This is a genomic window from Cupriavidus basilensis, from assembly GCF_000832305.1.
Classification (GTDB): domain Bacteria; phylum Pseudomonadota; class Gammaproteobacteria; order Burkholderiales; family Burkholderiaceae; genus Cupriavidus; species Cupriavidus basilensis_F.
In genome coordinates, this window is sequence record NZ_CP010537.1 from 2,095,771 (window position 1) to 2,108,849 (window position 13,079).

The following is a 13,079-nucleotide window of genomic DNA, read 5'->3' on the forward strand; positions in this document are numbered from 1 at the left end:
ATCCGTCTTCGGGAACCCTCCAACGACGGGAACTGCTTTCGACTACCAATCGTTACAATGGATGGCAGACGGCCGTCATTCCGGCTGAAGATAACATCTGACCCGATATGGTGAATGTCAAGCAAGTCGCCCTCCTCGCCGGCGTTTCCTCGGCAACAGTCTCCCGTGCACTGACATCGCCGGATAGGCTGCGACCTGACACGCTGGAGCGAGTGCAGAACGCTATTGCAAGCCTCAACTACGTTCCCTTCTCGGCGGCTCGCGAACTACGTCAGGGGCGCACGCGATCGGTGGGCATAATTGCGCCGACACTGATGAATGAACTTTACGCCAAAGCAGTAGATACCTTGGAGGCCCAGCTCGACCGGCTTGGATATACCGTTCTGTTGACTTGCCATCGGGACGACAGTGAGACCGAATTGCGCTGCGCCCGCGCCCTATTGGAGCGTAGAGTGGACGGGATCGCAATAATCGGTTCACAACATCATCCCGAAGTCTTCTCGCTGATACACAAGCACGCTATCCCGTATGTACTAATGTGGGCCGTGGACCGCGAAGGGATGCATCCGACGGTGGGGTATGACAACCGCTTGGCTATGCGCAGGCTAACCACCTACTTAGTCAAACAAGGACACCGGCAGTTTGCAGTGCTCCCAGGTCCTCTCGAAACTCAGTTTCTATCGTCTCAACGGCTTCTGGGGATCCGAGACGTCCTCAGCGAGAACGACATTTCCTTACCCGATAACCGCATTTTTCCGACCCCTTACGATGCATCTGCTGTGCGACAAGCGGTGCGCGTCTGCCTGCAGCGCAAGGACTTGCTGTTGCATCGGGAACAGCCGACCGCCCTGATATGCATCAATGACTTCATTGCTGTGGCGGCGATCGCGGAGTGCCGCACATTGGGACTTTCGGTTCCGAGCGACATCTCTGTCACAGGCTTCGGCGACTGGCAGATGGCGGAACTGGTAACACCCGCGCTAACGACAGTGCACTCGAATCCCGTTCTGATTGGCGAGCTTACTTCGCGCAACTTGATTGAGCAGATCGAAGGAGGAGCCAAAAACATCCAGACCGAGTTCGAGCCTGACCTAGTAATTCGCGAAAGTACTGCGCCACCTCGACAATAAATGGCGGCCTCAAATCAAAAGTGCAACACCTTGCCATCATGCATTACTGTCCTGATCGTCCCAAGGCTTCCCATAGCCGCATGATTTCGCGAGCCTTGGTCTGACGGTCGATGACGTTGAACGGTCTTCCATCGAGGCCCATCGCCTCACGAGGGAATTCCGCACATCCTGCTGGTGCAAGTTGGACGATCGAGATGCCCTTTCAAAACGGCATAAAGCTGCCTTGCGGCAGCGACGCATTCTTGTGGCGTTGTTGCTTGTGACACGACCCCGGTCCCCTTTGATGCAGTGGGTAGGATTTTATCGCGCGAGACCTATGTGCCACACGAGCAAATGGGGCACGAAGCAACTGTAGGCGCAGGCAGGACATGGTTCCAGATGGATCGCGGCGATCCAATCGGGTTACATGGCGGTTACATAGACCGCAAAATGCACAAGGGTTTACAGGAAAACCCCTGTAAACCCTTGATTTTATTGGTGCGGCTGCAGGGCTCGAACGCGCCGCCCGATTTCCCGACACAGCGCAGGCAGCGCCACTATGGATTCAAAGATCCATCGCGCAGGCAGCCCAATGAGGCCCGCCACATCAGCTCGATTCGGTCTGTGCAACTTGCGCAATTTGCTCCTTCAGCCATTGCAGACCAGACATGTGTTGTTGTTGACGGTGCCATATCAAGCTGACCTGCACCGCAGGCGTTTCGAAAGGAAGCTCCGCGAGCTGCAAGCCATAGTTGTGCACGAAATGCCTGGCCAAGTGCCAGGGCACGGTACCCAGCAAATCGGTGCTGGCGACGATGGCTGGAATGGTCAGGTAGTGCGGAACTTGCAACTGCACATGGCGCTGCACTTTGGCCGAGCCCAGGACGATCTCGAGCGGACTGCCGCGGCCGGCTCGCGGCAAGAGCGAGACGTGCTGTGCGGCCAGATACGCCGTCTTGTCGAGGCCTTCCCTGAATGCAGGGTGGCCCGGTCGGCCGATAACTGCGAGGCGCTCTTCGTGAATCGGTTGGTAGAGCAAATCGGCGTCGTCGAAGTACAGGTAATCAATCGCCAAGTCCAGATCTCCGCTGGCCAGTCGCTGCGGGATCAGGGCACCTTCGTCCGACAGTACCTGCAGCTTCACCTGCGGCGCCAGCGCCATCAGCCGGGTCATCAGGCTCGGTAACAGCCGTAGCTGCCCATAGTCATTCATCGACAGTCGGAAGGTTCGCTCCGTGTCCGGCTGAAAACTCTCTTGAACGGCAAGCCCTGCCTGCAGCAAGCGCAGGGCTTGCCGTACCGGCACGTGCAGCGTCATCGCCCCGGCAGTGGGCTCGAGTCCCTTAGCGGTACGGCGGAAAAGAGGTTGCCCCAGTTGCTCGCGCAGACGACTGAGCGCATTGCTCACCGCCGGCTGGCTCTTGTGCAGTCGCTCGGCCGCGCGTGACAGGTTGCGCTCCTGCATCAGCATGTCGAACACGAAGAGGAGATTGAGATCAATCTGCTGCAAATTCTGATTCATCAATAATTCTCATCATCAATATCCATTGGAATGAAAATGATCGCACCAATAGACTACAACACCAAGCGACCTACTGGCGCCAGACGTCAGAAAGGTCCGCGGGGGCTTGGCGGAACTGGCCACGTATCGCGAGCCCGACAGCGCAACAGTCTTTGAGAGCCGATCATGTCTTTTGATACCCAAACCTTCCGGAAGAAATACCGGGCGAACATTTCGCCTTACTACAACCCCTGGCTGCATGCTGGCTTCGTTCTTGTTTTCGGCGTGACCTTGATCCTCTTCTTGCTGAACAAGTTGGACCACGTCAGCGCGGTGGAGTGGCTAACTGTGCCGGCCACCTTAATTTTCTACAGCAGTGGCGAGTACCGCACCCATAAGGGTCTCGGGCACAACAAGAAGCGATTCGCGAAGGCGTTCTACCAGCGCCACACGGGCGACCATCATAGTTTTTTCGCAGATGACCAGATGCGCTACGAGTTCGCCAAGGACTGGCGGGTGATTCTGTTCCCGGCATGGCTGATCGTTGTCTACAGCATTGGCGCGCTGCTCGCTTGGTCGATCATCGGCCTGGTCAATGCGAACGTCGCTGCGCTGTTTGCCGCCACGCTACTGGGCGGCTATCTCAGCTACGAGATCTTTCATGCCTGCGAGCACCTCCCGCCGCAGAATCCGATCTGTCGCCTGCCGTGGATTCGCCACATGCGGCGGTTGCATGAGTTGCATCACCGCCGTGACCTGATGCAGACCAAGAACTTCGCCGTAGTGTTTCCACTGTGGGACTGGATCTATGGAACCCTTCATTGGGAGCCCGAAGAAGCAAGCGAGAGCCTGGTCCCCACCGTCAAGATGCAGCATTCCATTGATATCGCCCGGACGCCAAGCCAGGTACTGGCCTACGTGAGTACTCCGCTTCGTTGGCACGAGTGGCATCCTTACCACGTAGCGATCACCGGGCAGGGAGGGTCGCTGCCGGTTGGGAGCCACTTTGCGTACGTCGGCGGCCGTGCAGGCAAGTTGCAGTGGGAAGTCGTGGAAAGTCTTCCGGATCGGCTCTGGCGAACCCGGGCCCGTGGCAACCGGGGTCTTGAGATGTTCGTCACGTATGAGTGCATCGGCACAGCCACTGGCACGCGCTTCGTGCGGACGCTGGAGTATCGGTTTTCCAGTGTGGTGGCCCGCATGGCTGATCGGCTGGTTTTGCGTAAGCGAATTGAGCGCGACTCTGTTGCCTTGCTTCACAAGCTGCGCAGCGTCTCCGAGAGTGTTCTTCCCGCGGCAGAAACGGATTGTGCTTCCAAACAGGCGACATGAAGGGCATGGGGGCATGCAGGCTCCACCGCGCGTGTCAGGCTGCAATGGAGCAATGGCCAGACGGAGGGTCATGTCAACAGGCTCAAGCTCCTCAAGCGCCAAATGTATGGCCGCGCCAATATCGAGCTTCTGCGGCTGCGGGTTGTTACGTCCCGCGCAATCTGAGGTTTGGGGAGGGCCGTTTATCCCGCGAACGGCTGGGGCGATTTTCTGAACATCTCCGCAATCAGCGCGAGACGCAACGGACATAAGGAAGGCCAGTACTGCTCTGATATCGTGCGATGTTTTCCAGGCGCCACACGACAACCAGAACAGACTGGCCTATGCATCGCATTGTATTTGCGTTTCTCACGCTCGAACAACATCTTCTCGCTATCCGTTGGAGAGCGTGCAAAGGTTGGGGAGGACACCAAGAAAGTGCCGCTTAGGCACCGCGCCGGTTGTATGTGAACTAGGCTGATCGGTATCGCAACGGTGGGAGCAAGCCATGCGGTTGATCATCGAAGCCAGGTTGGCGGACGAGGGCAGCGATATTGGCCATGCCGGTGAGGGCGTTTTGGCAGTGATCGAGCGCCGTGACGGTAGTCTTGCGGATCTGGGCCTGACCCTCGCGGAGGGCCGCTCGCTGTTGGCCAAGGTTCAGACCGAGCTGGTTTCGAAACAAGTCGCGGGATGGCTTTCGGGCCAGACTCATTGCAGGAGTTGCGGGGCGGCTTTGAGCCACAAGGACCAGCGCTCGACGGTGGTGCGCACGGTGTATGGCAAGGTGATGGTGAACAGTCCGAGGCTGTGGTCGTGTGCTTGCCAACGGACTGTGCCGACGCCACGATCCGTGATCCATCCCTTGTCTAAAGCGCTGACTAATCGCGCCACGCCAGAGCTGGAATACCTCCAGGCGAAGTGGGCAAGCCATCTGCCATATCGGCAGGCCACGGCGATGCTGAAGGAAATACTGCCTCTGGACAAGGGCATTTCGTTCAGCGGCACTCGAAATCGGATTCGTGCTATCGGAAAGCAACTCGACGCTGACATCGAGCGTGATATTGCGAAGCTGCCCCCTTTCGACGGAGGCGTCCAGGTTCGCGAATCCAGCCATGTCGCGACCGTGAGCGTTGACTCGGCGTGGTTGCGGCATTGCGACTCGGTGAGGGGCCTTGGCCGACATGTCAACCTCATCGCTGGACGAGCGACGTTCACCGACAGGCCGCCAAAGTTCTATGCCTATGTGCACCGGGAAGTTACCTCGGCAGTAGCGCGGCTGGATCAATTTCTCACTCGAAACGGTGTGGCGACCGACGAGCGCGTTACCGTGATCAGCGACGACGCCGGTGAATTTGAGAAGACCATCCGGGGCAGTCAGCTCGCACGCGGCAGGATTCTCGATTGGTTCCACATCGCTATGAAGTTCAAAGCGGCGCAGCGTTCCGTGTTCGGCAGTAAGGTTATCGATTCACTGGAACGAGAGTCGATAGAGACCGAAATCACGCACGCCAAGTGGCTCGCGTGGCATGGCAAGGGCCGCAAAGCGTTGGAGCGCATCAAGGCATTGGACGCGCAGCTCCTGACCAGAGCGGGGTATGAATTCAGTACGCTGTGGTGGAATCTAGATAAGGTCTGCGGGTACCTGCGGAGCAACGCGTCTACGTTGGTCAACTATGGCGCCCGGCATCGAAAGGGCTTGCCCATCGTAAGCGCCAGTTTCGGCACACCTTGAGTGCGACGAGCGTATTCAGGCAGGATGCGGCGGGGCGGCTTTCGGCGGGGCGAAGCTGAACGGCAACAGGTCGCTGATGTCGGCGTCTGGCGTTCGCTGTGGCAACTCTGTGAGCACGTGGAGCAGATAGGCATATGGCTCGACGTCACAGGCCCGGCACGTCAGCATCAGGCTATAGATCATGGCGCTTGCCTTGGCGCCGGCCACGGTGTCTGCGAAGAGCCATGCCTTTCGATTATGGAAGCCCTTCCATAATCGAAATTATCGTAAGTTCGCAATTATGGAAGCTTCGCGGGAGCTATATCGAACGAACACGCGTCGATCCATGCCGCGGCCCTGCATTTGCTGGGCTACGGCATCGATGCGGATGCATGTCCCGCCGCGCGTCAGCTATCGACTGCCGATAACTAAAGCGCCTGTGCGTCGGGACGGCGACAACTTCCAGGCCCGGATTTTCTGGCGCAAGGCCGTTTGCCTGCTTGACCCTAACAGCCCCGTCATTCGCGTGGGTTTCGAATCCGGTCCCAAAGGCTTCGACGACGTATGGGTGGAATATGACCCCAGCCGTGCACCAAATGACCCAGAAGGAAAACCAATCCTGCGGGAGTACACGCAATGCAAGTGGCACGTTTCGGTAAGCGACTTCGGACATAGCGACCTCATAGATCCCGAGTGGATCAACGCCAATCGTTTTTCCTTTCTTCAGCGGGCCCGAAATGCTCAGCACGCCCACGCGAAAGACGGGATCGGGGTCCGATTCAAATTGCTAACCAACTGGCGGATCGCGCAGACCGACCCGCTCCGACCCCTTATCCATCAGCGTCACAAAGCCATTCGCCTGGAGCAGTTGTTTGGCACGAAGACCGATGCGTCGGCGACAGGCCGGATCCGGAAACTGTGGCGGGAACATCTGGGCATCGACGATGCCGAATTGCGTCTACTGGCCCGCACGCTTTCGCTCGACACCGACTCCACATCGCTGGATGACCTCCGCGAACTGTTGGACATGCACTTCGAGAACCGGGGACTGCTTCGCATACCGCTGAACGAGAGTAGCTTCCGGTATGACGACATCGTCTTCCAATGGCTCGCCCAGGGTCGCCTCGAGTTCACGCGGGACACCTTTCGGGACGCCTGCCAGCGCGAGAATCTGTTTGCGAAAAGGAACTCTCCAAGGACACTAGTGGGTGTCAAGTCGTTCGAGCACGCGTTCGACCGACTAGAGGAACGATGCAGCACCGTCCTGGACTTGATACCGTATTTCAACGATCGGGCCATTCGCGACCAGCAAGATTGGACCGGCAACCTGTACCCCGCGCTCAAGCGCTTTCTCATTGACGCGGCGCGCGAACCGCAACCGTTACTCCTGGCGCTAGACGCCCACTTGACGCTGGCGTTTGCCGCTGGGTCCGTCGTCAACATCAAGTCTGGACGGCACGTGGAAATCGAGCAGCGTACGATCGACCGGCAAAGCTGGAGCGCGACGGACACTTTCACCAATCCAGACTGGCCGACGTGGAACTTTGAAGTGGAAGACTTGACGTCAGAGTCAGGAGAGATGGCCGTGGCTGTTGCGCTCACCCACGATATTCCCGACGCGGTGCGCGGCTATATTGCCACCGCCTTGCCTGGCGTCAGCAAGCTATTAGTCGCGAAACCGTCGTGCGGATCGGGAGCGCAGTCGGTCGCAAGCGGCAGGCACGCTTTCGAACTCGCCGAAGCCTTGGTTCAGCGCATCAATATGGAGCGGAAGGACGTGAAACCTCCAATGCATATTTTTATTGCGGCGCCCAACGCCTTTACGTTCTTCCTGGGCCAGCGTCAGCCGGGTATGGGACGAACAACCTTGTATGAGTATGACTTCGAGGGCGCGTTTGGCGGCGGCTATCAAGCCTCCCTGACGCTCCCGACCTAGCACGCGCGTCAGGCATTGCCGAATGACTGGGCCGATGTGGCTTTGGTGTGGGACATATCTGGCGAAAGTGATGGCAAAAAGCTACCGAACGGTGAGCCACGTCGATGGCTGGACTGGCCTCCCGCAATACGAGATTCGCGACAACAAGGTCTACCGGGCGGTGTCCCATGTTAGCGGTTGAACTGGCCTGCCTCAGTATGAGATCCGTGGCGATAAGGTGTACCGTACCGTGTCGCATGCAGACAGCTGGAGCGCAGTTCCTCAATATGAAATCCGAGGCAACAAGTTGTATCGCACGTGCTCCCATGCACAGGGTTGGACCGGCTCTGCACAATACGAATTACGCTAGCGCAACCAGCGCGTACGCGGAGTGGCTCACGTCGCATGTACCGTCAGCTTTCTTAGAATCACTCGTATTGGAGCGTGCGGCGGCGTTCCAGCCATTGAAAGCGCCGATCAATGTCCAACGTTGGGTCAGTTGCCGAGAGTTGATCGGGCACTCGGCCTACTGGTCGGTATGCCCTGGAGAAGCTGGCCCGCACAGAATCCATAACAGTTCGAGGCAAGACATCGCTGCCGATCGGGTGACATTCGCTACCTCCGGAACTAGTTTTCGTTCCAGCCTGCCTCCAACGAAAACAAAGTGATGGCGGATACCCGCCAAGGAAGCTCGAAACGCTGCAGCGGCACTGACGCAAAGCCCGGCGAGTTCATGAGAAACGGCCGGACGTCTAAACTGTGCTTCCTTCGGCCACACAGCCTCAAATATCGGCCCGTTGAAGGTCCGACCACGCCCTCTCGGGATCATAAGGGGCGTGCTGGCTTTCCCGCTTTCAAGGTGCTTTCGCTGCTGGCGAGTTGGCGCATGACTCCGACCACCACCGTGCGATGCCCGATTTCAGATTTCTTACGCAGAAATGCGGGGAAGATTCGGCAAAGGCCGAAACGGAGCCAAAGGCATTCCCACGGGCATCCGGAATACTACGACTCCCCGCTCGACAGTCTCCGAGTATTGATGGGCCATGACGACACCTTGTACCAGTTCGATCAGACGATCCCATTTCACAAATCCGGAGGTCGCTGCTTCTCGAATCGCACGATGCATTGTCGCATACGCCAATAGAATTCCTGCTCGGGTCGATGCTCTCGAGTTCTCGTCCCTGGAGAGAAACCATCCCAAATCTCTACTTGGCGACACCTGTTCTACTGCTGAATCAAGCGCGATAACACTATTGGCAGGTTGTTCCACAAAATAGCGTAGCAGCAGGTAGGCCTGTACTCGTGCATCCCCTGTGCTGACTTGTATTCCGTCGCCCTTCCTGAAGACGACAAATTGCTTCAGCGGAACCCTCCCGGAGCTCGCAATACCCGCAGCATAAGAACGCAGAAGCCGCAAAGTGCAGCAATAGACAACGCGTATAAGCTCGTCTTCGCGCCGTCTAATAGTAAACAAAGGCACGAATGACATATTTCCCGCCAAATGTCGTTGCCAGAACAGGGCTACGCCGTTGCATGATGGCCGTTCCAATATCTCCGGAGGCTTTGCCAGCGCACATGCAATCGCAAAGGCACATTCCGCATCCGCGGCCCATATTTCGACGTTGGAGTAGGCGATCCAACTGTCACCGCGAGCGGAGACATCCTCTACCCACTCATTCAACGTAGAGAATGCTTGTCGATATATTTTTACGTGGGTTCGATGTTCGTGGAGGTAGCTTTCGACAAAAACTCCTGGACTAAGGGGCGCCCCCGATAATGCACAGTGACATACCGGACAATGAAGCGCCTCTCTGAAGTTTTCCAAAATACCTATATCGGAGAGAAGGCTACTACACTTCATGCAACGATCATGTATATCAACATTGTGAATCGGGCATCGCGCTAACTTGCTACACTGAAACCAGATCGAGTGATATCCGGACTCCAAACAAACGGGACAAAATCTAAGGCGACTAGTAAAAATGGCGCCCAACAAATTTGAAACCTCCCCAGCCACCAGCGAACGCTCCTCTGGAAACCTAGTACTATTGAAGTTAACTCGCTCTATGACATGGCGGATTCGTTTCAGCTTGCCGAAAAAAGTCTGCGTGCGCGTGGGAAAATTCGGAGCATCGAGTAACCTCATTGCGGCTTGCATGCCAACTGCATTCAGCCAACACAACCGATGAAAATACCCGAATGAAGACTCATTTGGTATCGAATCTAATCCACCACCGCACCAGTGAGCGTCTTTCATGCCTAAGCTTGAGAGCAGTCTGGTCTATCCGTGGCATCCGGTTTTTCATCCCAGGCCGATTTAGCTGCAAACTTAGCGGCACTCTGCCAATCTTCCTTTGGAAACTCGAAGTTTGGGCAATCTTTATCCATACCCTTAAACGCTAAAAACCCAAGAGCATCGAAAATACGCCTCGAAAGCAATTTTCCATTTTGACTTGGTTCTGATATTTTATCGTCTCTTATAAGATGTACCTCCTTCATTGCCTGCCAAAATAAACTGGCTTGATTAGCTAGGCGAAAGCCAGAGGCATATCCGAGTGGAAAACAAAATTCTGTCCATGTTGGTCCAAAATCCGTCGGCCATCTTTTCACGTCGATCACCTCAAGCAGATCTTGCAGCTCTTCCAATCCATATCCGCTGAGTCTCAGCCGATGCCTAAAATACCGATCCAGGCAGCCTATTTGCTGCTCACTGGATAAGGTTCTGAATAATTCACGAATTTTTGGAGACTCGCCACAACAAATCACGACGAAATCAATCCTCACCTCTTCTAATTCATTATGCAGATCTTTGATAAAACCGAAATCTATAGGACGAAGGGCCTGCGCTTCGTCAACCAGCATCACAATTAGCTTCCAATTAGTCTCCAGTGCAGAAGCCACAATGTCATTAATCAATCTCCGACTTAATTCGTATGAATTTCCATCAAGAGCAGCATGATTAACCGTATAAAGCAAATCCCTCACAAATCCACCATGAGAAAATATTTCCCTATTTAAGCCTCTATAAGAGAGTACGTGAATTTCGCTGAGATCTCTTGGTAACCGCTCACGAAGGACATTCATCATGATGGTTTTTCCCTCGCCAGCGATCTCTTCTATGAAAAAACTTTGCCTGAGAAACAATAAAGTTCTGGCGTTGTCATAAAAATTCGATATCGGGAGTGTCCATAATGGTGATTCCGCTCTGCTCTTCTTGGATATAATCGGGTGCTGCAGCATTAATGCTCGAAGATGACCCTCATCCATTTCTTTCTCCACGATCGCACGCAATCATTTCTTATTCCCCGAATCCAGCTTGAATATTCCGCGCGGATTTATATTTGGAAGCAGATCGTTATCACTCCCAACATTATTATTGTGGTTATCTTCTTCGGCCGGCTTTAGGGATGCTGATTTCGAACCAGTAAAGCTATCCCGAGCTACTTTCGCTATCGCAAGCGCAGTTTTTTTTCCGATATTTTCGCCGCTATTTTCGCTCGTTACAAACTCATAATCTACTTTTCCGGATCTAGCATAAATATCGGGGCTCCGGCCTCGGGGCCGTCCCTTTGCTTTTGCGCCTACCAGTTCTCTGACCCGCAATGCACATCGCCAGTTTTCCCATTTTTCCTCACCGTATAGCTTGCCCAAATTCTCGCCAGTTTCCGCGTCACTTGCCCATGCCTCTCTCGCATCGAGACGATTGATGTAGACAAACACTTTTCTTCCTATCATAGAAAAATCAGAAGCGATACGAGGATTTGTATATCGGCAGTATGCCGTATTAATGTACGGCCTACGCGTATGGACGCCCCATTCTCCCCTAACCTCCACCTTTCGTCGGTGCATAAGGAGTCGATCATTTGAATTGATAGATCTTGGTAGAGGCTGTGGAACCCATAGAAGCTCATGCTTATCTACGAATCTTTGCAGAACATTAATTACAGTTGCACCATTAAGTCGATCACCGGTTGAGATAGTATTATGTTCACGGACAACGGCATTCAACATATCGACCACAAAATCAAGGTCGATTCCGTCATTTAAACCGAGCTGTTCGACATCGGGGGGCCGGCGAACATCGTCGGGGCCCGACGCGTATGTGGCCTTCAGGCGATGCTCTCCGCGTTCTTTTGAAACCCCAATGATCCTTTCGACTAACGACCTTCCCCACCAGGCACGTGGGGGGCCGAACTCAATGGCACAACCAAATACATCAATAACGTTATTTACAAAATCATTTGCAATATTGCACCAACCGTTATCCACCCTAAGCAAACTGAATGCTTGCCCTGCCAACTGCGGTATCAACGAGCATATCAAGGTGGGGCCGCGTGCAACAAAATCCATATTGGTGCTACGTACCTCAATGCGAACGTCACCAGAATTCCGTGCGTCTAACACGACAGGCACACTGCTCAACATCGTCTGCAACGCACAATCGGCGCTCGGGTTAACTTCCAGAGAGATATGTGCGCCCAAAATTGCGCTTGTTTTTACCTCGACCAGCAACCCTAGATACCAACGAGATATAGGTATCAAATGCCCTGTACCGTTGGGATCAATCACCCTAACATGAGTGGGAATATCAATAACTGTGTAATCAAGCTCTACGACTGCAAACGGGAGAAGTGGCGATATGAGAGCATTAGGACCCATACCATGTCCTAGATTGTTAGTCGCCTCAGCACCCATTCTGGCTTTTACCGCACGCTCTGATCTTTCATTCTTCAAAGAATGAAGGAAGCGCAAAAGGGATCGTCTACCCTTGTCTTCCGTCAGGAAGGGCCATTCATTCTCTCCAACCCCTTTTGTCCGTAATTCAGAAAGAAACTCGCCATGTATTTCAATATAAGGCTGCGGCCCTAACTGCGGCGAACGGCTATTTTTTGACTTCTTTTGTTTATCCGGCTGCAGAAAGAATTTTTGTATTAAATCTTTCTTGACATCAGGAAACTTTTCGAATAACTGCGCCAGCGCGCCAGCGTAACCACTAGAGCGTTGATCGGCCAATGGATGCTTCGCAATAATGGGTTTCGTTCTGAAGTAAGGCTTAATGCGAAAACTCGGAAGCAACGCATAAAATCCTACAATACACCCCTCCCCTGCTGATGCCACGCATCGTCGGAGCAAGCGCCTCACTTCGTTTGGCGAGAATTTTGTCTGTTCTTGAATCTCACCGTAGGGAATATCGGCAGCATATAACTCAACGGCAAGCTTTCGATTCAGAAACGTTCGACGAGTCGCATCGTCAAGAACGGTGATATCGGGATGGGGCCAGTCGACAAGCTCACCGTGATATTGTTGAATCAACGATCTCCGCGCGCCCCCGCCCATTATTCAACCCGTTCTAGAAGGGAACGTCGGTGAAATGCGCTAGTACGAAGTTCGGTTTTAAGTTTCCCGTTTGCCAAGTAGCGCGCCACACTAGCAAGTAAGTGTGCGGGATCACAATCTTCTAGTGCGAGAACCTCCTGGAGCGTGAAGCTACTTCTGGCGCTAATTAATCCTGGGAGGGCCCTGGGATTC

At 54.5% G+C, this 13,079-nt stretch carries 8 protein-coding genes and 2 pseudogenes; 5 read left to right on the plus strand and 5 right to left on the minus strand.

Annotated elements, in window-relative coordinates:
* Positions 1-107 precede the first annotated feature (107 nt).
* Positions 108-1,130 (plus strand): LacI family DNA-binding transcriptional regulator, encoded by a 1,023-nt coding sequence (locus RR42_RS30000; RefSeq protein ID WP_043355368.1) that lies wholly within the window; start codon positions 108-110, stop codon positions 1,128-1,130.
* Between the two features lie 586 nt (positions 1,131-1,716).
* On the opposite strand, the gene RR42_RS30005 is transcribed toward RR42_RS30000, so the two are convergent.
* On the minus strand, positions 1,717-2,631 hold the full coding sequence (locus tag RR42_RS30005) for a LysR family transcriptional regulator (protein WP_043355370.1): 915 nt from the start codon (positions 2,629-2,631) through the stop codon (positions 1,717-1,719).
* 165 nt (positions 2,632-2,796) lie between these two features.
* Between RR42_RS30005 and RR42_RS41830 the strand changes: the two genes are divergently transcribed.
* From RR42_RS41830 to RR42_RS30015, 3 genes and pseudogenes are all read left to right on the plus strand, one after another.
* A complete protein-coding gene (locus RR42_RS41830) occupies positions 2,797-3,942 on the plus strand; it encodes a sterol desaturase/SRPBCC family protein (protein ID WP_043355372.1) in 1,146 nt (381 codons plus the stop codon).
* Between the two features lie 27 nt (positions 3,943-3,969).
* Positions 3,970-4,107 (plus strand): annotated as a pseudogene (locus RR42_RS41835) (transposase); the annotation flags it as partial.
* 322 nt (positions 4,108-4,429) lie between these two features.
* Positions 4,430-5,656, plus strand: coding sequence for a hypothetical protein (locus tag RR42_RS30015; RefSeq protein WP_043355374.1), 1,227 nt, complete (start codon positions 4,430-4,432; stop codon positions 5,654-5,656).
* Positions 5,657-5,671: 15 nt separating this feature from the next.
* On the opposite strand, the pseudogene RR42_RS30020 reads toward RR42_RS30015, so the two are convergent.
* Positions 5,672-5,890: pseudogene (locus tag RR42_RS30020) on the minus strand (transposase domain-containing protein); the annotation flags it as partial.
* On the opposite strand from RR42_RS30020, the gene RR42_RS30025 reads away from it, so the two are divergent.
* Complete coding sequence (locus tag RR42_RS30025) at positions 5,838-7,571, plus strand: SAVED domain-containing protein (RefSeq protein ID WP_224039289.1); 1,734 nt, start codon at positions 5,838-5,840, stop codon at positions 7,569-7,571. The pseudogene RR42_RS30020 and the gene RR42_RS30025 overlap by 53 nt on opposite strands.
* Positions 7,572-8,478: 907 nt before the next feature.
* Here RR42_RS30025 and RR42_RS40095 read toward each other — a convergent pair.
* The 3 genes from RR42_RS40095 to RR42_RS40105 all read right to left on the minus strand — a co-directional run bounded on the left by RR42_RS40095 (position 8,479) and on the right by RR42_RS40105 (position 12,863).
* Positions 8,479-9,231: a hypothetical protein gene (locus RR42_RS40095; protein ID WP_137924358.1), complete on the minus strand. Its 753-nt coding sequence runs from the start codon at positions 9,229-9,231 to the stop codon at positions 8,479-8,481.
* A gap of 578 nt (positions 9,232-9,809) precedes the next feature.
* Positions 9,810-10,817, minus strand: a complete 1,008-nt coding sequence (locus RR42_RS40100; RefSeq protein WP_124684262.1) for an ATP-binding protein — start codon at positions 10,815-10,817, stop codon at positions 9,810-9,812.
* Between the two features lie 24 nt (positions 10,818-10,841).
* Positions 10,842-12,863, minus strand: a complete 2,022-nt coding sequence (locus RR42_RS40105) for a hypothetical protein (RefSeq protein WP_124684261.1) — start codon at positions 12,861-12,863, stop codon at positions 10,842-10,844.
* Positions 12,864-13,079: the final 216 nt, after the last annotated feature.